General features: G+C 66.8%; 23 protein-coding genes. 8 read left to right on the forward strand and 15 right to left on the reverse strand.

Annotated elements, in window-relative coordinates; genetic code table 11:
- The first annotated feature begins 265 nt into the window (after window positions 1-265).
- Both dnaK and dnaJ read left to right on the forward strand, forming a co-directional pair.
- On the forward strand, window positions 266-2179 hold the full coding sequence (gene dnaK, locus Q9235_RS13000) for a molecular chaperone DnaK (RefSeq protein WP_306227906.1): 1914 nt from the start codon (window positions 266-268) through the stop codon (window positions 2177-2179).
- Window positions 2180-2313: 134 nt separating this feature from the next.
- Window positions 2314-3450 (forward strand): molecular chaperone DnaJ, encoded by a 1137-nt coding sequence (gene dnaJ, locus Q9235_RS13005; RefSeq protein WP_306227908.1) that lies wholly within the window; start codon window positions 2314-2316, stop codon window positions 3448-3450.
- Window positions 3451-3516: 66 nt separating this feature from the next.
- On the opposite strand, the gene Q9235_RS13010 is transcribed toward dnaJ, so the two are convergent.
- Both Q9235_RS13010 and Q9235_RS13015 read right to left on the reverse strand, forming a co-directional pair.
- Entirely contained in the window at window positions 3517-3708 is a 192-nt protein-coding gene (locus tag Q9235_RS13010) for a CsbD family protein (RefSeq protein WP_306227910.1), read from the reverse strand.
- A gap of 79 nt (window positions 3709-3787) precedes the next feature.
- Window positions 3788-4603 (reverse strand): helix-turn-helix domain-containing protein, encoded by an 816-nt coding sequence (locus Q9235_RS13015; protein ID WP_306227913.1) that lies wholly within the window; start codon window positions 4601-4603, stop codon window positions 3788-3790.
- Between the two features lie 129 nt (window positions 4604-4732).
- Here Q9235_RS13015 and Q9235_RS13020 point away from each other — a divergent pair, with 129 nt between their 5' ends.
- Both Q9235_RS13020 and Q9235_RS13025 read left to right on the forward strand, forming a co-directional pair.
- Window positions 4733-5158 (forward strand): hypothetical protein, encoded by a 426-nt coding sequence (locus tag Q9235_RS13020; RefSeq protein ID WP_306227916.1) that lies wholly within the window; start codon window positions 4733-4735, stop codon window positions 5156-5158.
- Between the two features lie 70 nt (window positions 5159-5228).
- Complete coding sequence (locus Q9235_RS13025) at window positions 5229-7430, forward strand: esterase-like activity of phytase family protein (protein WP_306227920.1); 2202 nt, start codon at window positions 5229-5231, stop codon at window positions 7428-7430.
- Window positions 7431-7520: 90 nt separating this feature from the next.
- Here the strand turns inward: Q9235_RS13025 and Q9235_RS13030 are convergent, their stop codons facing one another.
- Genes Q9235_RS13030 through Q9235_RS13050 form a run of 5 tightly spaced genes read right to left on the reverse strand, consistent with a single transcriptional unit; the run spans window position 7521 to window position 10574 of the window.
- On the reverse strand, window positions 7521-8321 hold the full coding sequence (locus Q9235_RS13030) for a MetQ/NlpA family ABC transporter substrate-binding protein (RefSeq protein WP_306227923.1): 801 nt from the start codon (window positions 8319-8321) through the stop codon (window positions 7521-7523).
- Between the two features lie 42 nt (window positions 8322-8363).
- The gene (locus tag Q9235_RS13035; RefSeq protein WP_306227926.1) at window positions 8364-9029 is read right to left on the reverse strand and encodes a methionine ABC transporter permease; all 666 of its coding nucleotides are present in this window, start codon (window positions 9027-9029) and stop codon (window positions 8364-8366) included.
- The gene (locus tag Q9235_RS13040) at window positions 9019-10137 is read right to left on the reverse strand and encodes a methionine ABC transporter ATP-binding protein (RefSeq protein ID WP_306227928.1); all 1119 of its coding nucleotides are present in this window, start codon (window positions 10135-10137) and stop codon (window positions 9019-9021) included. The genes Q9235_RS13035 and Q9235_RS13040 overlap by 11 nt, the downstream gene beginning before the upstream one ends.
- Window positions 10138-10144: 7 nt before the next feature.
- Window positions 10145-10318: a hypothetical protein gene (locus tag Q9235_RS13045; RefSeq protein ID WP_306227931.1), complete on the reverse strand. Its 174-nt coding sequence runs from the start codon at window positions 10316-10318 to the stop codon at window positions 10145-10147.
- A 7-nt stretch (window positions 10319-10325) separates the two neighbouring features.
- Window positions 10326-10574: a hypothetical protein gene (locus tag Q9235_RS13050; RefSeq protein ID WP_306227933.1), complete on the reverse strand. Its 249-nt coding sequence runs from the start codon at window positions 10572-10574 to the stop codon at window positions 10326-10328.
- A gap of 410 nt (window positions 10575-10984) precedes the next feature.
- Here Q9235_RS13050 and Q9235_RS13055 point away from each other — a divergent pair, with 410 nt between their 5' ends.
- Together Q9235_RS13055 and Q9235_RS13060 are read left to right on the forward strand one after the other, a co-directional pair.
- Window positions 10985-11362: a hypothetical protein gene (locus tag Q9235_RS13055; RefSeq protein ID WP_306227936.1), complete on the forward strand. Its 378-nt coding sequence runs from the start codon at window positions 10985-10987 to the stop codon at window positions 11360-11362.
- 109 nt (window positions 11363-11471) lie between these two features.
- Entirely contained in the window at window positions 11472-11951 is a 480-nt protein-coding gene (locus Q9235_RS13060) for a copper chaperone PCu(A)C (protein WP_306227938.1), read from the forward strand.
- Window positions 11952-12070: 119 nt separating this feature from the next.
- Here the strand turns inward: Q9235_RS13060 and Q9235_RS13065 are convergent, their stop codons facing one another.
- Together Q9235_RS13065 and Q9235_RS13070 are read right to left on the reverse strand one after the other, a co-directional pair.
- A complete protein-coding gene (locus Q9235_RS13065; RefSeq protein ID WP_306227941.1) occupies window positions 12071-13000 on the reverse strand; it encodes a dihydrodipicolinate synthase family protein in 930 nt (309 codons plus the stop codon).
- A gap of 85 nt (window positions 13001-13085) precedes the next feature.
- Window positions 13086-13772, reverse strand: a complete 687-nt coding sequence (locus Q9235_RS13070; protein WP_306227943.1) for a fumarylacetoacetate hydrolase family protein — start codon at window positions 13770-13772, stop codon at window positions 13086-13088.
- Window positions 13773-13988: 216 nt separating this feature from the next.
- On the opposite strand from Q9235_RS13070, the gene Q9235_RS13075 reads away from it, so the two are divergent.
- Window positions 13989-14198: a cold-shock protein gene (locus Q9235_RS13075; protein WP_047581044.1), complete on the forward strand. Its 210-nt coding sequence runs from the start codon at window positions 13989-13991 to the stop codon at window positions 14196-14198.
- Between the two features lie 200 nt (window positions 14199-14398).
- On the opposite strand, the gene Q9235_RS13080 is transcribed toward Q9235_RS13075, so the two are convergent.
- Window positions 14399-15637, reverse strand: a complete 1239-nt coding sequence (locus Q9235_RS13080; protein WP_306227945.1) for a multidrug effflux MFS transporter — start codon at window positions 15635-15637, stop codon at window positions 14399-14401.
- A gap of 161 nt (window positions 15638-15798) precedes the next feature.
- Entirely contained in the window at window positions 15799-16434 is a 636-nt protein-coding gene (locus Q9235_RS13085) for a glutathione S-transferase family protein (RefSeq protein WP_306227948.1), read from the reverse strand.
- A gap of 128 nt (window positions 16435-16562) precedes the next feature.
- Here Q9235_RS13085 and Q9235_RS13090 point away from each other — a divergent pair, with 128 nt between their 5' ends.
- The gene (locus Q9235_RS13090; protein WP_306227950.1) at window positions 16563-17312 is read left to right on the forward strand and encodes a hypothetical protein; all 750 of its coding nucleotides are present in this window, start codon (window positions 16563-16565) and stop codon (window positions 17310-17312) included.
- A gap of 212 nt (window positions 17313-17524) precedes the next feature.
- Here Q9235_RS13090 and Q9235_RS13095 read toward each other — a convergent pair whose 3' ends face one another.
- The 4 genes from Q9235_RS13095 to Q9235_RS13110 all read right to left on the reverse strand — a co-directional run bounded on the left by Q9235_RS13095 (window position 17525) and on the right by Q9235_RS13110 (window position 23502).
- Complete coding sequence (locus tag Q9235_RS13095; protein ID WP_306227953.1) at window positions 17525-18499, reverse strand: lysylphosphatidylglycerol synthase domain-containing protein; 975 nt, start codon at window positions 18497-18499, stop codon at window positions 17525-17527.
- 162 nt (window positions 18500-18661) lie between these two features.
- Window positions 18662-19228 carry a hypothetical protein gene (locus Q9235_RS13100; protein WP_306227954.1) on the reverse strand — a complete coding sequence of 189 codons (567 nt, stop codon included), beginning with the start codon at window positions 19226-19228 and terminating at the stop codon, window positions 18662-18664.
- Between the two features lie 42 nt (window positions 19229-19270).
- On the reverse strand, window positions 19271-21067 hold the full coding sequence (locus Q9235_RS13105) for an ABC transporter ATP-binding protein/permease (RefSeq protein WP_306227957.1): 1797 nt from the start codon (window positions 21065-21067) through the stop codon (window positions 19271-19273).
- A 149-nt stretch (window positions 21068-21216) separates the two neighbouring features.
- Window positions 21217-23502, reverse strand: coding sequence for an NADP-dependent malic enzyme (locus tag Q9235_RS13110; protein ID WP_306227960.1), 2286 nt, complete (start codon window positions 23500-23502; stop codon window positions 21217-21219).
- Between the last annotated feature and the right edge of the window lie 17 nt (window positions 23503-23519).

Here is a 23519-nt window from a genome sequence, read left to right on the forward strand (position 1 = left end):
CAAGGGCGGGAAGGCCACACCCGGGCGGAAAGCGCGCTCCGGTGGCAAATCGGCCGGTGCTCCCGATTCTTAATCGGCTCGCCTGTCTTGCAAGGGGTGGAACACCCTCACTATATACGCCGCCAAGGGGCGGTTTAACCACCGTCAAACGTGGAATGCCGGTTTCGTTCGCCGCTGAAGCGGGGGCGATCCGGTCCATGGGCCGGCAGGCGGCGCGGAAAGCGTCGCAGGTCGGCGATCTGCTCAATCGAAAGGGATCCCATCCATGGGTAAAGTCATTGGTATCGACCTCGGCACGACCAATAGCTGCGTTGCAGTGATGGAAGGCTCGACGCCCAAGGTCATCGAGAATTCGGAAGGCGCGCGCACCACGCCTTCCATCGTCGCCATCACGGATGACGGCGAGCGCCTTGTCGGCCAGCCTGCCAAGCGCCAGGCCGTCACCAATCCGGAGCGTACCTTCTTCGCGATCAAGCGCCTCATCGGCCGGACCTTCGAGGACCCGATGACGCAGAAGGATCTGAAGTTGGTCCCCTACAAGATCGCGAAGGCCTCGAACGGCGACGCCTGGGTTGCCGCCGACGGCAAGGACTATTCGCCGTCGCAGATCTCGGCCTTCACGCTGACCAAGATGAAGGAGACTGCGGAGGCTTATCTCGGCCAGCCCGTCACCCAGGCCGTCATCACGGTTCCCGCGTATTTCAACGACGCCCAGCGTCAGGCCACCAAGGATGCCGGCAAGATCGCCGGCCTCGAGGTGCTGCGCATCATCAACGAGCCGACGGCGGCGGCGCTCGCCTATGGCCTCGAGAAGAAGTCTGCCGGCACCATCGCGGTCTATGATCTCGGCGGCGGCACCTTCGACGTCTCGATCCTCGAGATCGGCGACGGCGTCTTCGAGGTGAAGTCGACCAACGGCGACACCTTCCTCGGCGGCGAGGACTTCGACATGCGCCTCGTCGAGTATCTCGCCGACGAGTTCAAGCGCGAGCAGGGCATCGACCTCAAGAAGGACAAGCTCGCTCTCCAGCGCCTGAAGGAAGCGGCCGAGAAGGCCAAGATCGAGCTGTCGAGTGCGGCCCAGACCGAGATCAACCTGCCCTATATCACGGCGGATGCCTCCGGTCCGAAGCACCTCGCCATCAAGCTCTCGCGCGCCAAGTTCGAGAGCCTGGTCGACGACCTGATCCAGCGTACCATCGAGCCCTGCAAGAAGGCGCTCAAGGATGCCGGCCTGTCGGCGGGCCAGATCGACGAGGTCGTCCTCGTCGGCGGCATGACCCGGATGCCGAAGGTGCAGGAGGTCGTGAAGCAGTTCTTCGGCAAGGAGCCGCACAAGGGTGTGAATCCTGACGAGGTCGTCGCCATCGGCGCCGCGATCCAGGCCGGCGTCCTCCAGGGCGACGTCAAGGACGTGCTGCTGCTCGACGTGACCCCGCTCTCGCTCGGCATCGAGACGCTGGGCGGCGTGTTCACGCGCCTGATTGACCGCAACACCACGATCCCGACCAAGAAGAGCCAGGTCTTCTCCACTGCCGAGGACAACCAGAACGCGGTGACGATCCGGGTCTTCCAGGGCGAGCGCGAGATGGCGGCCGACAACAAGCTGCTCGGCCAGTTCGACCTGATGGGTATTCCGCCGGCGCCGCGCGGCATGCCGCAGATCGAGGTGACCTTCGACATCGACGCCAACGGCATCGTGTCCGTGACGGCGAAGGACAAGGCCACCAACAAGGAGCAGCAGATCAAGATCCAGGCTTCCGGCGGTCTCTCCGAGGCCGATATCCAGAAGATGGTGAAGGATGCCGAGGCCAACGCCGCCGAGGACAAGAAGCGCCGCGAGGTGGTCGAGGCCAAGAACCAGGGCGAGAGCCTCGTTCACTCGACCGAGAAGTCGCTGAAGGACTATGGCGACAAGGTTTCCGAGGCCGACAAGGGCGCGATCGAGACCGCCGTCGAGGCGCTCAAGACCGCGCTGACCGGCGACGATGCCGAGGCCATCACGGCCCGCACCAACGAGCTGATGCAGGCTTCGATGAAGCTGGGCGAGGCGATGTATGCGGCGAGCCAGGCCGAGGGCGCCACGGCCGAGGGCGAGCCGGCCGAGGAAGCCAAGAAGGACGACGTCATCGACGCCGACTTCAAGGACGTCTCGGACGACAAGAAGAAGAGCGCGTGATCGCGCGCTCGTAACGCAACCGACGTCATGGCCGGGCTTGACCCGGCCATCTCGTTCGGGAATGGCCTGCTGGACGGATGGCCGGGCTCGCTGCCCGGCCATGCCGCGTCAAAGCTGCGGGGACAGACATTTCGATGTCGAAGCGCGATTACTACGAGATCCTCGGCGTCAGCCGGACCGTGACGGAGGTCGAGCTCAAGACCTCCTTCCGCAAGCTCGCGATGCAGCATCATCCGGACAAGAATCCCGGCAACAAGGAAGCCGAGATCAAGTTCAAGGAAATCAACGAGGCCTATCAGATCCTGTCCGACGGCCAGAAGCGCTCGGCCTATGACCGCTTCGGCCACCAGGCCTTCGAGAATGGCGGCGGCGGTGGCCCCGGCGGCAATGCCGATTTCTCCGACTTCATGTCGGATATCTTCGATTCCTTCTTCGGCGATGCCCGCCGCGGCGGTGCGCGCGGCGCCAATGGCCGCGAGCGTGGCGCCGACCTGCGCTACAATCTCGAGATCGGACTGGAAGAGGCCTTCGCCGGCAAGAACGAATCGATCCGGGTGCCGACCTCGATCTCCTGCGAATCCTGCTCCGGCTCCGGCGCCAAGCCCGGCTCGAAATCACGCCAGTGCCCGACCTGCGGCGGTCATGGCCGTGTCCGCGCCAATCAGGGCTTCTTCTCGGTCGAGCGCACCTGCCCGACTTGCTCGGGCCGCGGCGAGGTCATCGACGACCCCTGCAAGAACTGCCAGGGCGCCGGACGCGTCACCCGCGAGCGCACGCTCTCGGTGAACATCCCGGCCGGCGTCGAGGATGGCACGCGCATCCGCCTCGCCGGCGAGGGCGAGGCTGGCCTGCGCGGCGGGCCTGCCGGCGATCTCTACATCTTCCTCTCGATCAAGCCGCACGCGATCTTCCAGCGCGACGGCGCCGACCTGTTCTGCCGCGTGCCGATCGGGCTGGTCTCGGCCGCGCTCGGCGGCGAGATCGAGGTGCCGACGCTGTCCGGCGAACAGGCGCGCGTGAAGATTCCCGAGGGCACCCAGACCGGCAAGCAGTTCCGTTTGAAGGCCAAGGGCATGAGCGTGCTGCGCTCGCGCGATGTCGGCGACCTCTACATCCAGGTCGTGGTCGAGACGCCGCAGAAGCTCACCGCACGCCAGCGCGAATTGCTGGAGGAGTTCGAGCGCGAGAGCTCGCACAACAACCACCCGGAGACGGCTGGCTTCTTCGGCCGGGTCAAGGATTTCCTCGGCGGTTTCGGCGGCACGGCCTGAGCAGCCATCCAACCAGACATGAAAAGGGCCGCCTTTCGGCGGCCCTTTTGCTTTTGAGGCGATGCCTCAGACCTTGTCGACGGCCTTCTTGACCGCGTCCTTGCCCTTGCCGAGCGCCTGCTGGGCTTCGCCCTTCAGCTCCTGCGCCTTGCCCTCGGCTTCCAGGCCGGGCTTGTTGAACGCCTTGCCGGCGGCCTGCTTGACGTTGCCGGCGGCCTCGTTGGCCATGCCCTTGATCTTGTCGGTCGTGCTGCCCATCGCGCTTAACTCCTGAAGAGATCGGCCCCCAGCCGTTTTCCGCTGAGAGAACCGGCATTTCAGGGAAAGGTTCCAGGCCTCAGGCTGTACCATCAGCCTGTGCAGCGAGGGCACGCAAAGCCTCGCCCGTCGCCGCATCGGCCGGGAAGAAGGTCTCCAGCGCCAGTTCCGACAAGGTGACGTCCACGGGCGTGCCGAACACGGTGGTCGTCGAGATCAGCGACAGCGTGGTCTCGCCGAGTTTCAACTGCATGGGCACGACGATCGCCGCTTCTGCCTCGGCGTCGTGTCGCCACCCCGTGTCGGGATGGGAATAGCTCATCAATTCGCCCAGCAGTTCGCCGAGCCTGGCATCGGCCGTCGCGCGCACCTGCTGGCGCAGTCTTGCCAGGAGATGGGCACGCCATTCCGCGAGATTGAGGATGAAGGGCGCGAGCCCCTGCGGATGCAGCGACAGGCGCAGCACATTGACGGGCGGCTTCAGCAGCTCCGCATCCGCAACGAGGCCGAGCAATCGCGTCACCGCGCCGTTATAGGCCAGCAGCGTCCAGTGCCGGTCGACGGCGACCGCCGGATAGGGCTCGTGTCCCCTGAGGATGAGGTCGATCGCGCTGCGGGCAGCGTCCAGCGACGGGTCCTCCAGCGATCGCTCGGGATATACAGGCGCATAGCCGGCCGCCAGCAAGAGCGCGTTGCGCTCCCGCAGGGGCACGGCGAGATGCTCGGCGAGCAGCAGGACCATCTCGCGGCTGGGCCGCGAGCGGCCGCTTTCGATGAAGCTCAGATGCTTCTGCGAGATCTCGGCTTCGAGCGCGAGATCGAGCTGGCTGAAGCGGCGGAGCTGGCGCCAGTCGCGCAGCAACGCGCCGATCGGAGGAGGCTGATGTGTGTTCATGGCGGAGAAGCTAGCGATCCCGGCGGGCCGTTCCAATTACCTCCCACTTAATCGACGGGCCGACGCGGTTCCGTCAGCATTCCCCTCATCGAAACGGGCTTGAGGCCCCAGACCGCCAAGGAGAATGCCATGTCGCTCATCCAGTCCTCGCCGCTGCTGCGCACCGCTCTCGCCCTCGACGCCGCCGCCTGCGCCGGCATGGGCCTCATTCTCGCCGCTGCGGCCGGTCCGCTCTCGGCTCCGCTCGGGTTCCCTGCTGAGTTCCTGCGCGGCGCCGGCCTCGTGCTGCTGCCTTGCGCAGCGCTGATCGCCTGGTTTGCCAGCCGCAAGGCCCTGCCGCGCCTGGCGGTCTATGCCGTGATCGGAGTCAATCTGCTCTGGGTCGCCGACAGCATCGCCATCCTCCTGATGGGCTGGTTCGCACCGACCGGGCTCGGCATCGCCTTCGTCCTGGCCCAGGCGGCCGCCGTGGCGATCGTGACCGAACTGGAAGTGATCGGCTTCAAGCGCTCGGGCGCGGCGCTCCCTTCCGGCGGCGCGGCGGCGCTTCTTTGAAAACCGTCATCTGACTGTCGCATGGGCTGACTAGCCGACGGGCCTCTGTCTTCGTCAGCGGTGAGATCCCATGCGCCAGCCTCTCGTCCTCGCGGCTCTCGCCGCCGTCCTTCTCAGCGGCACGGCCATGGCCGAGCCGCTCTTCAACCGGATCGCCACCTTCTCGGTGCCGCAGAACCTGCCGGCCGATCGCGATCCCAAGAAGAAGACCGTCTCCGAGATCATCGCCGCCAATGGCGACGGCACGCTGCTCGCCTATACCGATGCCGAGCAGAAGGCACTCGGGATCATCGACATCGCCGATCCCGCCAATCCCAGGCCCGCCGGTTTCGTGCCGCTGGAAGGCGAATCCACCTCGGTCATGATCCTCGGCGACAAGGCCTTCGTCGCGGTCGTCACCTCCGGCGACAATTTCAAGGAGCCGGCCGGCCATCTCGCCACCGTCGACCTCAAGACGAAGCAGGTCGTGGCCAAGTGCGACCTCGGCGGCCAGCCCGACTCGGTCACGCTGACCAAGGACAAGGGCAAGATCGTCATCGCCATCGAGAACGAGCGTGACGAGAAGCTCAACAAGGGCGCGCTGCCGCAGCTCCCTGCCGGCAACCTCACCCTGATCGGCATCAAGGATGGCGCCATCGACTGCGCCACCCGCCAGGTCGTCGATCTCACCGGCATCGCCGCCGTCGAGCCGACCGATCCGGAGCCGGAATTCGTCGACGTCAATCAGGATGGGCTCGTCGTGGTGACGCTGCAGGAGAACAACCACCTTGCCATCGTCGATTCAAAGACCGGCAAGGTCGTGACGCATTTCCCGGCCGGCTCGGTCGACCTGAAGAACATCGACAAGACCCGTGACGGCAAGATCAGCCCGACCGAGGAGCTGAAAGGCCTCGCCCGCGAGCCCGACGCCGTGCGCTGGCTCGACAATGACCGTTTCGTCACCGCCAATGAAGGCGACTGGAAGGGCGGCTCGCGCGGCTTCACCATCTTCCGCAAGGACGGCACGATCGAGTTCGATTCCGGCTCCGCTGTCGACCACATCGCCATGCGCCTCGGCCACTACCCCGAAAAGCGCTCGGCCGCGAAGGGCAGCGAGTCCGAGGGCATCGAGGTCGCGACCTACGGTAACGACCGCCTGATCTTCGTCGGGCTGGAACGCGCTTCGCTGGTGCTGGTCTACAAGGACGAGGGGGCGGGCAAGCCGCCGCGCTTCCTGCAGGCCCTGCCGACCGGCATCGGCCCTGAAGGCCTGCTCGCCATCCCGCAGCGCGATCTCTTCGTCTCCGCCTCCGAGACCGATGTCGGCGAGAAGGGCGGCGCGCGTTCGGCGGTGATGATCTATCGCCGCGCCGAGCAGGTTGCCGCCTATCCGACGATCCAGTCCGCCGACGAGAACGGCCTGCCGATCGGCTGGGGCGCACTCTCCGGCCTCGCGGCCGATCGCACAGCGCCCGGAAAGCTCTTCTCGATCACCGACAGCGCCTATACGCCCTCGCGCATTCTCGAGATCGACGCGGCGCAGAAGCCCGCGAAGATCACGGGCGCGCTCACCGTTACTAAGGACGATAAGCCGGCGTCCTACGACCTCGAGGGCATCGCGACCCGCGAGGGCGGCGGCTTCTGGCTGGCCTCCGAGGGCAATCCCGAGAAGAAGGACGCGGTGCTCGCCGATATCCTGCTGCGCGTCTCGGCCAAGGGCGAGGTCGAGGAAGAGATTCGCCTGCCGGAAGCGCTCGCCAAGCACGCGGTCCGCTTCGGTTTGGAAGGCGTGGCGGTGACGGGCACGGGCGCGGACGAGACCGTCTGGCTCGTCGTCCAGCGCGAGTGGAAGGACGATCCCAAGGGCAAGGCCAAACTCCTCTCCTACAAGCCGGCGACCAAGGAATGGGGCGTACTGCACTACCCGCTGTCGCAAGCCGCCGCGGGCTTCTGGATGGGGTTGTCGGAGTTGGTCGCGCTGGGTGACGACCGCTTCGCCGTGATCGAGCGCGACAACGGCTTCGGCGCCAAGGCGGTGAAGGCGCTCCAGACCTTCTCGGTCAAGGGCCTGAAGCCGGCGGCGATCGGCGCGGCGGAAATCCCGACCGTGACCAAGACCCTGCTGCGCGACCTGACGCCGGACCTGATGAAGGCCGGCGGCTACGGCCTCGACAAGGTCGAGGGCATGACGGTCGACAAGGCCGGCAATCTCTTTGTCGTGACCGACAATGACGGCGTCGACGATTCCTCGGGCGAGACCCAGTTCTTCGCCTTCGGTCCCTTGCCGCGCTGAGCATCGTCCAAAAGAAAAGCCCCGGATGCGGGTCGCATCCGGGGCAAGGCGCCTGGCTGTTTTGACTGGAGAGCCAGGTGGGAGGAGCGGTTACCAGCCGGCGAGCACGGCGCCCTTGAAGCGCTCGGCGACGAAGGCCTTGATCTCGGGCGTGTGGTAGCTTTCGACCAGCGCCTTGACCCAGGGCTTGTCCTTGTCGGCGCTGCGCACGGCGATCAGGTTGACATAGGGGCCCTTGGCGTCCTCGCGCAGGATGGCCGAGGCCGGGTCGATCTTGGCATCGACGGCATAGTTGGTGTTGATCGCGGCGGCAGCGACATCGGCCAGCGAGCGCGGGGTCTGGGCGGCCTCGATCTCGATGATCTTCAGCTTCTTCGGATTGCCGACGATATCGGCCGGGCTCGGCTTGAAGCCGACGCCGTCCTTCAGCTTGATCACGCCTTTGTCCTGCAGCAGCAGCAGCGAGCGGCCGCCATTGGTCGGGTCGTTCTGGATCGCGACGGTGGAGCCATCCGGCACCTGCGACCAGTCCTTGTACTTGGCCGAGTAGATGCCGAGCGGGAAGTTCACGGTCAGGCCGGCGCTCTCGATCTTGAAGCCGCGATCCTTCACCTGGTTGTCGAGATAGGGCTGGTTCTGGAAGGAATTGGCTTCCAGCTCGCCGGCATCGAGCGCCTGGTTCGGCACGACATAGTCGGAGAACTCGATGATCTTGAGTTCGATGCCCTTCTTGGCGAGGACGAGCTTCACCTTTTCCAGGATCTCGGCATGCGGGCCGGGCGAGACGCCGATGCGGATCACCTGGTTCTGCTGGGCGAGCGCCGGGACGGCGGCGAGCGTCAGGGCGAAGCCGGCCAGCAGCGCGGCGCGGCGATTGAGGAGGGTCGTCATGATGTCGTTTCCTTCGGTCGGATAGGGATGAGTTTCAAAGCGTCAGGCGTGACGCAGGCGCTTGTTGAGATGGCGGGCGAGCCGGTCGCCGATGCTTTGGACGAGCTGGACGAGGACGATGAGCACGGCGACGACCGCCGCCATCACGTCCGGCATGAAGCGCTGGTAGCCGTAGCGGATGCCGAGATCACCGAGCCCGCCGCCACCGACCGCGCCGACCATGGCGGAGAAGCCGATCAGGCTGACCAGGGCGAGCGTCAGGCCGAGCACAATCGCCGGCAGGGCCTCGGGCACCAGCACCTTGCGCACGATCTGCACGGGAGTGGCGCCCATGGCGCGGGCGGCCTCGACCAGCCCCTGGTCGACCTCGCGCACCGCACCCTCGATCAACCTTGCGATGAACGGCGTCGCCGCGACGGTGAGCGGCACGATCGCGGCACCGGTGCCGATCGAGGTGCCGGCGATCAGGCGGGTGAACGGGATGATCGCGACGACGAGGATGATGAAGGGCGTCGAGCGCGTGGCGTTGACCAGCGTGCCGAGCAGGAGATTGGCGGCCGGCGCCGCGAAGAGTTCGCCGCGCTTGCTGGTGGCGAGGAAGACGCCGAGCGGCAGGCCGAACAGGGTGCCGAGCCCGGCCGCGACCGCGACCATGGCGAGCGTGTCCAGCGTCGACTGGGCGATAAGGCGGACGATTTCAGGAGACATGGCCGATCACCTCCGCCTTGAGATCGAGGCTCCTGAGGGCGCCGAGCACGGCGTCGCTCTCCGGTGCCCGCGAGGGCACCGAGACCAGCAGGCTGCCGAAAGGCTGGCCGGCAATGGCGTCGATCCGCCCGGCCAGGATGTTGACGTCGACGCCGACGATGGCGCTGAGCCGGCTGATCACCGGGGCGGTCGCGTTCTCACCGAGGAAGGTGATGCGCAGCACGATATTGTCGCCGGGGCGGGCGTCCTTGCGGATGCGATGTGCGAGATGCTCGGGCAGTTCGACGCCGGTCACCGTCTCGACGAAGCTCGCTGTCGTCGGATGCTGCGGGTTGGTGAAGACCGAGAAGGTTTCGCCCTGCTCGACGATGCGCCCGCCCTCGATCACCGCGACGCGGTCGCAGATTTCCTTGATGACGGGGATCTCGTGGGTGATCAGCAGGATGGTGATGCCGAGCTCGCGATTGACTTGGCGGAGCAGGGCGAGGATCGAGCGCGTCGTCTCGGGGTCGAGCGCCGAGGTCGCCTCGTCGCAGAGCAGCACCTTCGGATCGGTGGCGAGCGCCCGGGCAATACCGACGCGCTGCTTCTGCCCGCCCGACAGCTCGGCCGGATAGCGCGCGCTCTTGTCGGACAGGCCGACCAGCGCGAGCAGCCGCTCGACCTTGGCAGTGATCTCGGCCTTGCCGGCGCCCGCGATCTCCAGTGGCAGCGCGACATTGTCGAAGACCGTGCGCGACGAGAGCAGGTTGAAATGCTGGAAGATCATGCCGATCCGTCGGCGCTGTTGGCGCCAGCCGGATTCGGTGAGGCCCGTGACATCCGTGCCTTCGATCAGGATACGGCCTTCGGTGGCGCGCTCCAGTCCGTTGACGAGGCGGATCAGCGTCGATTTGCCGGCGCCGGAGCGGCCGATCACGCCGAGGATGGTGCCGGCGGGCACGTCGAGATCGATCCCCGCGAGCGCGCCGACCGGCTGCTGGCCGCGGCGGCCCGGGTAGGTCTTGCCGACCTGCTCGAAGCGGATGGCCAGCTCGTGCAATGACAGGGGCAAGGAAACGGAAGTCACGCCGGCACCGAGCGTGCCGGGTTTGACGGGGGCGTTCATCATTTCCTCAGAAATGCGTGTGGCAGGACCAGTGGGCGATGCCGAGCTGCTCGATGGTCACGTCATGGACCGAACGGCGCTGGTCGTCCGCGGTCGCGGCGTCGAGCGGGTCGAAGGTGGCCGGAACGGCCCGGGCGAACCAGTTCGCGAGCCCACCCCAGAGAGTGGAGAGAAGCTGCATCGCCGCCTCACGAAGCCAGAAGCAGCGGCGCGCGCCGCTGCGAACGAAAGAGCCGGCGCGCGGCTGTCTCGGCGGCGCCGGGCGTGGCGAAGCGCTGCCCGTCCAGCGCCCGGAAGGCGGCGGAGGCCGAGACGAAGGTGAAGTCGCGCTCGTCGGCGCGGCGGCTCACGAGCCCGATCTGGGCCTCGCCGAGCTCGATGACATAGGCTTGCTGCGCCGGGCGGGCCCGGCTGGGAAGAGAATGAAGCTGGGACATGGAACTGCCTTTTGCCGCGCGGGCGGCGTTCGTCGAAACGATCGGATGGGAAGGGCCTCTCGGCCCTGCGATCTCAGCGTCGACAGCGGCAGGACATGCGACGGAAGCGGGATTGGCTTCGGCTCGCTTTCGCAATGGTCATGTCAGTCTCCTCGATCTGGAGCCCACGACCCAGTCGTGGCGCTTTAGCGTTTGGTGACGCGGCGCAAGCTGCTGCTCAAATCTCCGCGGCTCCCCGATTGCTCCGGGAGCACCTACAATCTGAGCGGAATCGTCCTCTTTGTCAATCGGATCGTTCTTTTAAAGAGACTCGCCGACGGAGATAAATATTCTCCGAGCGTCGTCGGTCGCCCGTCGGATGCGGCAATGCGCGGCTTGACGAAACCGCGGAAGCGGCGCCATTTGCCGCCATGCAGGCTCGCGCCGCCCTTCTCGATCGTCTTCGCCGTTCCGGGCTCGGAGCCTGGCTGGCGATGGCCTATGCGCTTTGCGTCATGGCCCTGGCGCTCGCACCGGCGCCGGCCATGGCGGCGTTCGGCGGTTCGGACGGCGTCGTGCTCTGTTCAGGCGCGCCGGTCCCTGACGAGGGCCAGCCGGTTCCGGCCGGCGGTCTCACCCACTGCAAGGGCTGCCCGCTCAATCCGGTGCTCGCCGGCCCGCCGGTCGAGACCGTGACGGGGCCGGGGCGTCTCGCCACGCGCCTGGTCTCGCCTGCGCTGCTGGCAGAAGGCTTGCCGCATCGTTTCGCGGCCGGGCTCGCGCAATCGCGCGCGCCGCCGTTGGGCTGAAACCTTCGCCCGCCCATCCGCATCCAATTCCAGCCTGTCCGCTCTGCCATGAGCGACGGCATCTCATCACGAGGCTGCGCCGGCAGCTCGTTCGCCCGGGATATCCATCATGAAGCTTTCTTACTCGCTCGCTGCAGCGGCTCTCCTGCTCTCGGCCGGCTTTGCCACCGCCCATGAATTCAAGGCCGGCCCGCTCAAGATCGGCCATCCCTGGTCGCGCGCCACGCCGGCCGGCGCCAAGGTCGGTGGCGGCTATCTCTCGATCGAGAATACCGGCACGGCCGCCGACCGGCTGGTCTCGGTCTCCGTACCCTTCGCGGCCCGAGCCGAGGTCCATGAGATGACGGTGAAGGACGGCATCATGACGATGCGGCCGATGGATCAGGGCGTTGAGGTGCCGCCGGGCGCCAAGGTCGAGTTCAAGCCCGGCGGCTACCACATCATGTTCATGGAGCTGAAGCAGCAGCTCAAGCAGGGCGAGATGATCAAGGGCACGCTGACCTTCGAGAAGGCCGGGACCGTCGATGTCGAGTTCAAGGTCGACTCGATCGCCGCCAAGGGCGGCGAGGGCGAGCACAAGGGGCATTGAGCCCCACGCTGATAGCCGTCATGGTCGGGCTTGTCCCGACCATCCACGTTTTCACTCGTCGAGTGCCGTGTTCAAGACGTGGATGCTCGCCACAAGGGCGAGCATGACGTTCCGATCGATCAGATCTTCGCGCGCGGATCGTGCTTGGCGATCCGCGACAGCAGGTAGTCCACCTCGGCCTTCGCGGCGGCGCTGAGCACCGAGCCCGGCTTGCGCTGGGCGTCGTGGGTCAGGATGCCGCGCTTCATCATCGTGTATTTGCGCACGGCGAGGCCGACGCCCTGCTGCTGCTCGTAGCGCATCAGCGGCAGATGCGCGTCGAAGATATCGTGCGCCTCGTCGCGCTTGCCGGCCTTCTGCAGACGGACCACGTCGATCAGCAGCTCCGGGAAGGCATAGCCGGTATTGGCGCCGTCGGCGCCGCGCTCCATCTCGAAATCGAGGAAGAGCCCGCCATTGCCTGTGACGATCGAGATCGGCCGCAGCGAGCCTTCCTTCTGGAACTTGCGCAGCGTCGAGATCTTCTCCAACCCCGGCCAGTCCTCGTGCTTCAGCATCACGCAGGAGGGGTTGTCCATGACGATCTTGCGGATGACCGCCGGCGTCATCACCACCGAGAGCGTCAGCGGATAGTCCTGGATGACGAAGGGGATGTCGCTGCCGATCGCCTCGACGGCCTGCGCGTAATAGCCGGTGATCTGGTCGTCGGTGCGGAGCGAAGGCGGCGGGGCGATCATCACGCCGCCGGCGCCGAGATCCATCACCTGACGCGCGAGCGAGCGCATCGCCGCGAAGCCGGGCGCCGAGACGCCGACGATGATCGGCTTGCCGCCCATCCGGGCGACGCAGCGCTTCACCAGCTCGACCGATTCCTCGGGCTCGAGCTTCGGCGCCTCGCCCATGATGCCGAGCACGGTGACGCCGTCGGAGCCGATGTCGTGGTAGAACTGGAACAGCCGGTCGGCCGAGGCCCAGTCGATGCTGCCATCCGGGTTGAACGGGGTCGGCGCGATCGGGAAGACGCCGGAAGCGTCGGGGGTGAGGCGCATGATGCGGTCCTTGTCCTGGAGCATCGGCCCGAAAAGTGGGGCGCGGTTTTCGGAAAAAGCCGATGCGAAATCAAAATCGGTCTGATCAGGCGATGCGGGTGCGGACGGTGCCGACGCCGGCGATCTCGCCTTCGAGCACGTCGCCCTTCTTCACGGCGGCGACGCCTTCCGGCGTGCCGGTGAAGATCAGGTCGCCCGGCTTCAGTTCGACGAGGCCCGAGAGATAGGCGATCGTCTCCTCGACATTCCAGATCTGCTTGGCGAGGTCGGAGGTCTGGCGCACGACGCCGTTGACGGTGAGCTCGATCTTGCCGGCGGAGGGATGGCCGGCATGGCTCGCCGGCACGATCTCGCCGATCGGGCCGGAGAGGTCGAAGCCTTTGGCCATGTCCCAGGGGCGCCCGGCCTTCTTGGCTGCGGCCTGCAGGTCGCGGCGGGTCATGTCGAGCCCGGCCGCATAGCCGTAGACATGGGCCAGCGCCTCGGATTCGGGGATGTCCTTGCCGCCGGTGCCGATCGCGACGACGAGCTCCATCTCGTGGTGGAGATCACTGGTCTTGCTGGGATAGGGCATGTCGGCGCCGTTGATCAGCAGCGCGTCGGCGGGTTTGGTGAAGAAGAACGGGTCCTCGCGATCGGGGTCATGGCCCATTTCGCGGGCATGCTCGGCATAGTTGCGCCCGACGCAGAAGATGCGTCGCACCGGGAAGGAGCCGCCGCCTGCGACCGGAACGGCCGTCACGGCCGGCGGGTCGATTACATAATTGCTCATACTGCTGCTCCCTCGCTTATAGGCTTGCGCCGTTCATGGGCGAGCGGCGCCCGGACCGCAAGCGGCTTCCCGCTGCGGCGGGCCTGCGCGGGAGGCATTGCGGCACGCTTTTCGCAAGCGCGGCACGGGTTGTGCGGCGCGTCGTTGCAAGTGAGACGATTTGCTCCTTACATTACCCCGCCGGGGGAACCGGCGAGCCTATGGAAGGAACGGCATGTGAGTACGGGAACCGTGAAATGGTTCAACGAGACCAAGGGTTACGGCTTCATCACCCCTGATGGCGGCGGCAATGACGTCTTCGTCCATATCAGCGCGGTGACACGGGCCGGCCTGCGCGGCCTGAACGAGGGGCAGAAGATCAGCTATGATCTCGAGCCGGATCGCAAGACCGGCAAGAACTCGGCGGTAAACCTGCAGACGACCTGAGCGTTTCCATGCGCTTTGCGGGAAGGCTATGGCGGCGCCTCTCCCGAGCCTAGGGCGGGCCGCTCTCGGTCCAGGTCGGACCGAGGCGGATTCCAGGCATGCCCGTCGCCGCAGGCGGCGGTGTGAAGGTGAAAGCATCGAGCCGAAAAGTGGAAGCCACTTTTCGGAAAACTCGATGAATGACAGCGATCCAGTGCCCTTCAGGCCCGGCCCGGCGCCGGATGGAACAGCCGGCCCCTCTCCACGATCAGCACGACGACGAGCGCCGCGATGCCGCAGAGCGCGAAGCCCAGCGTCAGCGGCACGACGGTGCCGTTGAAATGCTGGCCGATATAGAAGCCGAGCAGCGCGCCGATCACGGTGGTGACGAAGCCCTGCACCGAGGAGGCCGTGCCGGCGACATGGCCGAGTGGCTCCATCGCCATCGCCCCGAAATTCGGGCCGATCAGCCCGAAGCAGAACATGCAGCCACCCTGCAGGATCGCGAAGGTCCAGAGCGATTCATGGCCCGAGAGCGCCAGAAGCGCATGGCAAACGGCAAGCGCGATATAGCCGAGCAGCGCCCCGTGTGAGACGCGGCGCATGCCGAGCCGCACGACGATGCGCGAATTCACCAGCGAGGCCGCCGCCATGAACATCGCGATCAGCGCGAAGATGGTCGTGAACAGCTCAGGAGCGTGGAAGACGTCGACGAAGACCTGCTGCGCCGAATTGATGAAGCCGAACAGCCCGCCCAGCATGAAGGCCATCGCCAGCATGTAGCCGACGGCGATGCGATTGGTCAGCGTGGTGCGGAGGGCGGCAGCCACGCTGGCGGGGTCGATCGGCTTGCGGTCCTCCGGACGCTGGGTCTCGGGGAGCTTCAGCAAGACCCAGATCATCACCACCGCGCCGAAGACGGTCAGGATACCGAAGATCCAGCGCCAGGGCGCGACCCACAGGATCGCTTGGCCGAGCGAAGGCGCCAGGATCGGAACTGACAGGAAGACGATCATCGCGAGCGACATCACCCGCGCCATGTCGCGGCCGGAATAGCAATCGCGTACGATCGAGACGACCAGGACGCGTGTCGCCGCCGCGCCGACGCCCTGCAGCACGCGCGCCGCCATCAAGGCCTCGAAAGAGCCGGCGAAAGAACAGGCGATGCTGGCCACCACATAGACGGTGAGCCCGAAAAGCAGCACCGGCCGGCGCCCATAGCGGTCCGAGATCGTGCCGTAGACGATCTGCGAGACACCGAAGCCGAGCAGATAGGCCGTGATAATCCACTGGCGCTGGTTGTCCTGGGCGATGCCGAGCGCTTCCGACATCTCTGACAGGGCCGGCAGCATCACATCGACGGCGAGCGCATTCGTCGCCATCAGCGCGGCGGTGAGGCCCACGAAGGGGTAGAAGCCCATGCCGTGGCGCGGCCGGGCGATGGCGGACATGTCGTTCATGGCGATCGCGATATGTGCTGCAAGACCTGGCGGCTGCGGTCATCCGGCAGCGGCGGGCGAGAATTTGTCCGCAGGATTAGCTCTGCCGGCGGCGCGCGGCAACCGGTCCAGCCGGCCATGTGCCATGCGCCGGGCGCGTTTCCCGGCGCATGGCGGCATCCTCAGCCCTGCTTCTGCATCTCGGCCATCAGCGCATCGTCGATCTCGGCAGCGCGGCGTGCCGCCGGCCGCGCCGCGATGCGGGCGCCATAGGCCTCGAAGGCCGGCCGCTTCTCGATCGTGCCGAACTGCATCCCCCACAGGACTTGCGCGCCGACATAGACATCGGCGGCGCTGAAGCGGTCGCCGGTCAGGTACTCGCCGCGGCTCACGGCGTATTCCAGCGTGTCCATCGCGTCGGCATAGGTGCCGTAGCCGATGGAGCGCGCGCGGTCGGGCGGCACTTCCAGGCCGAAGGCCTTGCTGGCGACGGCGGCCTCGATCGGGCCGGCGGCGAAGAACATCCAGCGGTAATAGGGGCCGCGCAATCGGCTGCCCGGCTCCGGCGCGAGCCCGGCCTGCGGAAAGGCATCGGCCATATAGGCGCAGATCGCGGCGCATTCGGTCACGATGGTATCGCCATGGACCAGCGCCGGCACCTTGCCCATCGGGTTGATCGCCTTGTAGGCGGCGCTCTTCATCGGTGCGCCGAAGCCGACGATCTCGGCGCGATAGGGCTGGCCGATCTCCTCCATCATCCAGCGCGCGATGCGCCCGCGCGACATCGGGTTGGTATAGAGCACGAGTTCGTCTGCCATCGTCTTGTGCCTCCTTGATCGGCCGGGGATGCCCTTATCCTGTGGCATTGGCGTGACGCTGTCAGGAGCGTGCTTGCCTGACGCGCGCGGTCCGAACTGCTATCGTCGCCGCGAAACAGGACGAGGTTATGGACGAATCACGCATGGCGCGCAGCGTCTCCGTCAGCGACGGGCGGATGGCGATCGAGGGTCTGTCGACCCGCTATGTCCAGGATGCGGCGCGGCGCTTCCGGCTTTCGGCCTCGGGGTTGCGCTTTGTCGGCGGCTTTGAGAGCCGTGACGGCCGGCTTGAGGAGAGCAGGCGCTTCCTCGCCGAGGCGACGGTTGCCGATGGCGGCCTGCGCCGTGCCGGTTTCGAGGGTGAGGCCGGCACGATCGGGCTGACCCTGCGCCCGCTCTCGCAGGCCGGCGATCAGCCGCGCCTCCTGCTGATGCTGGGCTATCGCGACGAGAATGGCGAGGCGCTACCTTTCGCCGAGGCGTTCCTGGCACCCGCCGTGTTCGAGGCGCTGAAGGCTGATCTTCTCTCCGGGCTGGCGCAGGACATTTCGCTCGGCGCCACGACGAGCCTCTGGATTCGCGAGGACGATCGCGGGCGTCCGCATGGCGAGCCGCTCGACTGGTATCTCGGCCTCGATGCCGATGGCCGCTCGACCCAGCCCGCTCGCGGCTTCATCGAGACCATCGAATGGCGGCCGCGCCCGCTTCCGGCCATCGTCGAAGCGGCGCCGGCTCCCGATCCTGCGCCGCCTGCAGTCCATGAGGCCGAGGAGGACTGGGAAGTCAGCGCCGCCGATGAACTGGGCCGGATCAACTGGAGCTTCCGCCTGCTTCTGCTGATGCTGGCCTTCCTGCTGATCATCGTCGCGATGAAATAGGGCGGCTCAGGGCTGATCCTTGATCGCAACGGCTTCGAGCGACACCCTTGTCATTCCGGGGCGTGCCGAAGGCGCGAACCCGGAACCCACGACCGGGTGAGACATCAGGTGTTCGGTTGCCGGCAGCTCGCCCTGTCGTGGGTTCCGGGTTCTTCGCTTACGCGAAGCCCCGGAATGACAAGGGTTCTGGCCAGGACTAAGCCGGCAACCGTCTACGTCTCGTGGCGGCGGATGCGGCGGATCATCTCGTTCAGCGCCAGCAGCACCAGCGCCAGGATGAAGGGCAGGACGTAGTAGACCACCCGGAAGATCAGCAGCGCGCCCAGAACCTGCTCGTAGGGAAAGCGGTTGAGTGCGACCAGCATCGTCGCCTCGAACACGCCGAGCCCGCCCGGCGCGTGGCTGGCGATGCCGATCAGGCAGGCGAAGATATAGGCGGCGAGGAAGGTCGGGTATTCCAGGCCGTAGCCGCCGGGCAGCAATACGAAGAGCACGGCGGCGGCGGCGCAGACCTCGCAGGCGCCGAGCGCCATCTGGCCGAGCGTGGTGCCGAGACCCGGCAGATGCAGGTTCCAGCCACGCACGCGGATCGTGCGCTCGTCGGTCGCGATCCAGGCGAGATAGCCGAGGATACCGAGGCCCACGAGGCCGCCGACGACCTGGACGACGAGCGGCGAGGTCCGCGCCAGCATCGCGACCGCTCCCGAGGCATAGAACAGGCTGGCGCAGAGAATGGCGCCGAGCCCGAGCCAGAAGGTGATGCCGGCGATCACAGTCAGGCTCGCGACCTCGGAGGCCCTGACTCCCTTCGGCGAATAGATCCAGTAGCGCACCGTGCCGCCGGTCACGATCGGGAAGCCGAGCGTGAACGAGACCGAATAGCTGGTGAAGGAGCCGAGCGCGGTCGTGCGATAGGGAATCGAGAGGCCGAGCCGGCGCAGCGCGAGAGCGTCGTAGCCGGTGAGCAGCAGATAGCTCAGTGCGGTGAAGGCGACGGCGAGGCCGAGCTGGCGCAGGCTCGCATTCTCGAAGGCGCCGGCGAGCTGGCCTGGCTCCATCCCGCTGATGATGTGCCAGAGCACGACCAGCGAGGCGCCGAAGATGACCATGCTCGCCAGCGGGCCGAGCCACCACCAGCGACTGCGCTTGCGCAGGGGCATTCCGGGCTCATGCTGGCCGAAGGACATGCGCTCTCGGGGTTGCGCGCCGTTGCTGGAGGCGGCGGCGCGGTGGCGGGCAGGGCTCGGATGAACCCCGTCCGACAGATAGCGCCTCGGCGGCAATGCACAAGCCGTTGCGGCGAATAGGCCCCATGAGGGAGCCCGGATTCGGGCCGGCGGTGGCGGGGCTCAGGCCGTCTTGCGGAAGATGCGCAGCGTCTTGAAGCCCGCGACCTCCTCGACCGGCATCGCCTTCATCCAGTCCGGGATCAGGCGCTCCGCCACGTCGTAGGCATAGGAGCCCTTGTAGAACAGGATGTAGCCGCCCTTGTCCGTCTGGGCGGTGAAGAGGTCGATCACCTCGCGGTCGGTCAGCGCGCCATAGGCGTCGTTGGCCTCGCCGCGGAATTCGCCGGTATGGAACATCGTCACGATGTCGAAGCGCGGCAGCAGGCGGGCATTGCTGGTGTAGATGTCGCCGAAATAGGCGCTGTAGGTCTTGGTGACGTTCGGGTTGTCGGTCGCCAGCTTGATGAAGGACTCGTATTCCTGCGGCGAGGCGGTGATGCCCAGCACCGTGCTGTCGAGATGCGGCTCGGCGCAGCGCAGGCCGACATAATGATGCCCGCCGGTGCCGAAGTGATAGATGCGCTTGCCGCTGAGCTTCTCCTGCTCCAGCCATTCGACGAAATGCACGTCGCAGGGGCATTGCTCGATCTCGAGACCCCAGAACGCATCCCAGATATTCATCTTCACGGTGTTTCTCCTCTCCGAATGGTTTTCTCGTTGTGATGCCGCTCAGCGGGCTTCGCTGGCCGCGGCAAGGCGGGGCTCGGCGAAGCCCTCGCGCTCGACGATGCCGGCTACGCCCCTGATCCGGCGCAGCACGATGCGATGGCTGGCGCTCTCCGCCAGGCCGGGGCTCTGCCCGAAGGCGATGATGATCGCATCGGGCAGCGCCGCGCGCAGCTCGGTCAGCACGTCCAGCGCGGCATCGGTCTCCAGTGCGCTCGTCGCCTCGTCGAGCAGGACGATTGCGGGATCGGCCAGCTCGGTCCGGGCGAGTGCGAGGCGCTGCCGCTCGGCGCGGGTCAGGCTCCTGTTCCAGTCGTCCTCGCCGTCGAGCCGCGAGGTCAGGGTCGAAAGGCCGTAACGGCGCAGCACGCCAGCGATTTCCGGTGCCGGACGCGGCCGGTCGCCCTGCAGGAGATGCCGCAGGCCGATGCCCGGCAACTGCAGATGCTGAGGCACGGTCGCGACGCGGGCCCCCCGCGGCAGCACGATCGCGCCGTCGCCCTGTTGCCAGAGCCCGGCTATGGCCTGCATCAGGGCATTCTTGGCGAAGCCGGCATCGCCGGTGACATGGAGCACGGCTCCGGCCGGGAGCACGAAATTGATGTCCGCCGCGAGCGGGTGACCGGCGCCGTCATGCAGCGTCACGGCCTCCAGCCGCAGGCTGTCATGCGGGCCGTCCTCGATGGTGAGGCCCTGTGCCGGCGGCTCCTGCTCGACCTCTTCCAGCGCGTCGGCGAGCTCGTTGACGCGCCTTGCGGCGGCGAGCCATTCGGCGATGCGCATGAAATTGTCGAACAGCCAGTTGCAGGCGTTCTGCACGGCGACGAAGGCCGCGGCGACTTGAACGACGCCGCCCAGCGTCATCTCTCCGGCGAGATATTTCGGGGCCGCCAGCAGGAGCGGCACCACGGGTACCAGCGCGCTGCTGCCATTGGTGATCCAGGTCAGGCGCGCCCGCTGCGTGATCACGGAGAGCCAGCGCAGCACCAGCACGCCATGGCTCTGCGCCACCGCCTGCCGCTCGCCGGCCTCGGTGCGGGCGAGCGCGATCGCCTCGCCATGATCGCGGATGCGCATCAAGGCGAAGCGCAGGCCTGCCTCGCTTTCCGTGCGCTGGGCGATGAGCCCGGCAAGCCGCCGCCCGACGGCGGTCACCAGCAGAGTGACGATGACGGCATAGAGGATCGCGGCGAGCACGAGATAGGCGGGGATGGTGATCTCGCTCCCGCCCCAGCTCAGGCTCAGGCTGCCGCCGATCTCCCAGAGAATCTCGATGAACATCACGATGGTGATGACGGAAGAGAGCAGGCCCATCGCGAAATCGACGATCGGCTCCGTCGCCCAGCGGACATCGTCGGCGATCCGGTATTCCGGATTGGCCGGCTCCTTGCCGGAGAGGCTGAGCCGAAAGAAGCGCCGGTCGCCGACCCAGCCATCGACCAGCTTGGCGGTGAGCCAGCGCCGCCAATGCACCTGGAAGGTCTCGCGCGATTTCAGGATGAGGACGCCGAGCCCGGCGACCACCAGCACGATCACCGGGAACACCGCCATGGCGACGAGGGCGCTGTGGCCGTCCTTGCGCTCCAGCGCGTCGAAGAACCAGCCGTTCCAGCGGTTGACGGTGACATTGGCGAAGACGGTGAGGATGACGCCGGCCGCCAGCAGCAGCGTCCACAGCCAGGCGCAGCGCGCGGTCTCGCCGCGCCAGAAATCGCGGGTCAAACGCGCGAATCGCAGCGCGACCTGGCGATCTCCAGGCACGGTCGATGTCGCGCCTGGCGTCTCGTCGGGCGTCAGCACGGTTGCGAATGGTCCCCCAGGGCCGGTTTTCCGGTCTCCTCTGGGTCAAACCTGATCGGGCGAAAATGAACTCCACATGAACGGCAGGCGCCGCCGCCCTTGCGTGGGCGGCGGCGCCTCAAGTCCGGGGTCTTCGAGCCGCTGGTTCGTCAGCCGCCGATATTGAACGCGGCGAGCGCGGCCATGTTGACGATATCGGAATCCTTCGCGCCGAGCGGTACGATCTGGATCGGCTTGTCGAGGCCGACGATCAGCGGACCGATCACCGTCGCGCCGCCGAGTTCCTGCAGCAGCTTGGTCGAGATCGAGGCCGAGTGGAAGGCCGGCATGACCAGCACGTTCGCCGGCCCGGAGAGGCGGCAGAACGGATACTGGCTCATCACCTCGCGGTTGAGCGCGACATCCGCGGCCATCTCGCCGTCATACTCGAAATCGACGCGCTGGCCGTCGAGCAGCGCCACCGCCTCGCGCACCTTCTCCGAGCGCTCGCCGGCCGGGTGGCCGAAGCTGGAAAAGGCGAGCATCGCGACGCGCGGCTCGTAGCCGAGCCGGCGGCCGACACCGGCCGCCTCGATCGCGATCTCCGAGAGCTGCCGTGCGGTCGGCATCTCGGTGATCGCGGTATCCGCCACCAGCACGGTGCGGTCGCGCGAGATCACGACCGAGACGCCGATCACGCGGTGCCCCGGCTTCTCGTCGATGACGCGGCGGACCTCCTCCAGCGCGATCGAGTAGTTGCGGGTGACGCCGGTCACCATCGCATCGGCATCGCCCAGCGCCACCATCGCCGCGGCGAAATGGTTGCGGTCCTGGTTGATCAGGCGCTGGCAGTCGCGGAACAGGTAGCCCTGCCGCTGCAGCCGCTCGTAAAGATATTGCGCATAGACGCTGTTGCGGTGGGAGAGCCGGGCGTTCTGGATCGAGATGCCCTTGGCCTCGAGATCGACGCCGAGGAAGGTCGCGGCCTCCGAGATGCGATCCTCGCGGCCGACCAGAATGGCCTGGCCGAGCCCCTGCGCCACGAAGGAGGCGGCGGCGCGGATGACCTGCTCCTCCTCGCCCTCGGCGAAGACGACGCGCTTCGGATAGCGCCGGACGCGCTCGAAGATGCGGTTCAGCGTACCGGCGATCGGATCGCGTCGCGCCGAGAGCTGCGCCTTGTAGGCGGCGGTGTCGACGATCGGCTTGCCGGCGACGCCTGAATCCATCGCGGCCTTCGCGACGGCCATCGGCACGACATGGATCAGGCGCGGGTCGAACGGCACCGGAATGATGTAGTCCTTGCCGTAACGCGGCCGCGAGCCCTGATAGGCGGCCGCGACCTCGTCCGGCACGTCCTCGCGCGCCAGCATCGCCAGCGACTCGGCCGCCGCGATCTTCATCTCCATGTTGATCGTGGTGGCGCGCACGTCGAGCGCGCCACGGAAGATGAAGGGGAAGCCCAGCACGTTGTTGACCTGGTTCGGATAGTCCGAGCGGCCGGTCGCCATGATTGCGTCGTCGCGGATGGCATGGACCTCCTCCGGCGTGATCTCCGGATCGGGATTGGCCATGGCGAAGATAATCGGGTTCGGTGCCATCGAGGCGACCATCTCCGGCGTCACCGCGCCCTTTTGCGACAGGCCGAAGAAGGCGTCGGCCCCGTCCAGCGCCTGGGCCAGCGTGCGCCTGTCGGTGACCGCGGCATGGGCCGATTTCCACTGGTTCATGCCCTCGGTGCGGCCCTGGTAGATCACGCCCTTGGTGTCGCAGAGGATGACGTTGTCGGGCTTGAAGCCCATCGCCTTGAGCAATTCGATGCAGGCGATGGCGGCAGCACCGGCGCCGTTGATGACGAGCTTGGTCGTCTTGATGTCGCGCTCGGTGATATCGAGCGCGTTGATCAGGCCGGCGGCGGCGATGATCGCGGTGCCGTGCTGGTCGTCATGGAAGACCGGGATGTCCATCAATTCGCGCAGGCGCTGCTCGATGATGAAGCATTCCGGCGCCTTGATGTCCTCGAGATTGATGCCGCCGAAGGACGGGCCGAGATAGCGCACGGCCTCGATGAACTTGTCCGGGTCCTCGGTGTCGACCTCGAGGTCGATCGAGTCGACATCGGCGAAGCGCTTGAACAGGACCGACTTGCCCTCCATCACCGGCTTCGAGGCGAGCGCGCCGAGATTGCCGAGGCCGAGGATCGCGGTGCCGTTGGTGATCACGGCGACGAGGTTCGAGCGCGTCGTGTAGTCATAGGCGCGCGACGGGTCCTCCGCGATCGCCAGCACGGGCACGGCGACGCCCGGCGAGTAGGCGAGCGAGAGATCGCGCTGCGTCGCCATCGGCTTGGTCGGCACCACCTCCAGCTTGCCGGGCCGTCCCTGCGAATGGAACAGCAGGGCCTCCTGGTCGGTGAAGGTCGGGCGGGCGCGCTTGGTCGTTGGACGGTCGTTCATCGAAGCGTCTTTTCTTG

This window comes from Bosea beijingensis, assembly GCF_030758975.1.
GTDB lineage: Bacteria > Pseudomonadota > Alphaproteobacteria > Rhizobiales > Beijerinckiaceae > Allobosea > Allobosea beijingensis.

Bases quoted from the DNA above. Each gene is read 5' to 3' on its own strand.
- dnaK (WP_306227906.1), top strand. From the start codon at position 266: ATGGGTAAAGTCATTGGTATCGACCTCGGCACGACCAATAGCTGCGTT.
- dnaJ (WP_306227908.1), top strand. From the start codon at position 2,314: ATGTCGAAGCGCGATTACTACGAGATCCTCGGCGTCAGCCGGACCGTG.
- Q9235_RS13010 (WP_306227910.1), bottom strand. From the start codon at position 3,708: ATGGGCAGCACGACCGACAAGATCAAGGGCATGGCCAACGAGGCCGCC.
- Q9235_RS13015 (WP_306227913.1), bottom strand. From the start codon at position 4,603: ATGAACACACATCAGCCTCCTCCGATCGGCGCGTTGCTGCGCGACTGG.
- Q9235_RS13020 (WP_306227916.1), top strand. From the start codon at position 4,733: ATGTCGCTCATCCAGTCCTCGCCGCTGCTGCGCACCGCTCTCGCCCTC.
- Q9235_RS13025 (WP_306227920.1), top strand. From the start codon at position 5,229: ATGCGCCAGCCTCTCGTCCTCGCGGCTCTCGCCGCCGTCCTTCTCAGC.
- Q9235_RS13030 (WP_306227923.1), bottom strand. From the start codon at position 8,321: ATGACGACCCTCCTCAATCGCCGCGCCGCGCTGCTGGCCGGCTTCGCC.
- Q9235_RS13035 (WP_306227926.1), bottom strand. From the start codon at position 9,029: ATGTCTCCTGAAATCGTCCGCCTTATCGCCCAGTCGACGCTGGACACG.
- Q9235_RS13040 (WP_306227928.1), bottom strand. From the start codon at position 10,137: ATGAACGCCCCCGTCAAACCCGGCACGCTCGGTGCCGGCGTGACTTCC.
- Q9235_RS13045 (WP_306227931.1), bottom strand. From the start codon at position 10,318: ATGCAGCTTCTCTCCACTCTCTGGGGTGGGCTCGCGAACTGGTTCGCC.
- Q9235_RS13050 (WP_306227933.1), bottom strand. From the start codon at position 10,574: ATGTCCCAGCTTCATTCTCTTCCCAGCCGGGCCCGCCCGGCGCAGCAA.
- Q9235_RS13055 (WP_306227936.1), top strand. From the start codon at position 10,985: ATGCAGGCTCGCGCCGCCCTTCTCGATCGTCTTCGCCGTTCCGGGCTC.
- Q9235_RS13060 (WP_306227938.1), top strand. From the start codon at position 11,472: ATGAAGCTTTCTTACTCGCTCGCTGCAGCGGCTCTCCTGCTCTCGGCC.
- Q9235_RS13065 (WP_306227941.1), bottom strand. From the start codon at position 13,000: ATGCGCCTCACCCCCGACGCTTCCGGCGTCTTCCCGATCGCGCCGACC.
- Q9235_RS13070 (WP_306227943.1), bottom strand. From the start codon at position 13,772: ATGAGCAATTATGTAATCGACCCGCCGGCCGTGACGGCCGTTCCGGTC.
- Q9235_RS13080 (WP_306227945.1), bottom strand. From the start codon at position 15,637: ATGAACGACATGTCCGCCATCGCCCGGCCGCGCCACGGCATGGGCTTC.
- Q9235_RS13085 (WP_306227948.1), bottom strand. From the start codon at position 16,434: ATGGCAGACGAACTCGTGCTCTATACCAACCCGATGTCGCGCGGGCGC.
- Q9235_RS13090 (WP_306227950.1), top strand. From the start codon at position 16,563: ATGGACGAATCACGCATGGCGCGCAGCGTCTCCGTCAGCGACGGGCGG.
- Q9235_RS13095 (WP_306227953.1), bottom strand. From the start codon at position 18,499: ATGTCCTTCGGCCAGCATGAGCCCGGAATGCCCCTGCGCAAGCGCAGT.
- Q9235_RS13110 (WP_306227960.1), bottom strand. From the start codon at position 23,502: ATGAACGACCGTCCAACGACCAAGCGCGCCCGCCCGACCTTCACCGAC.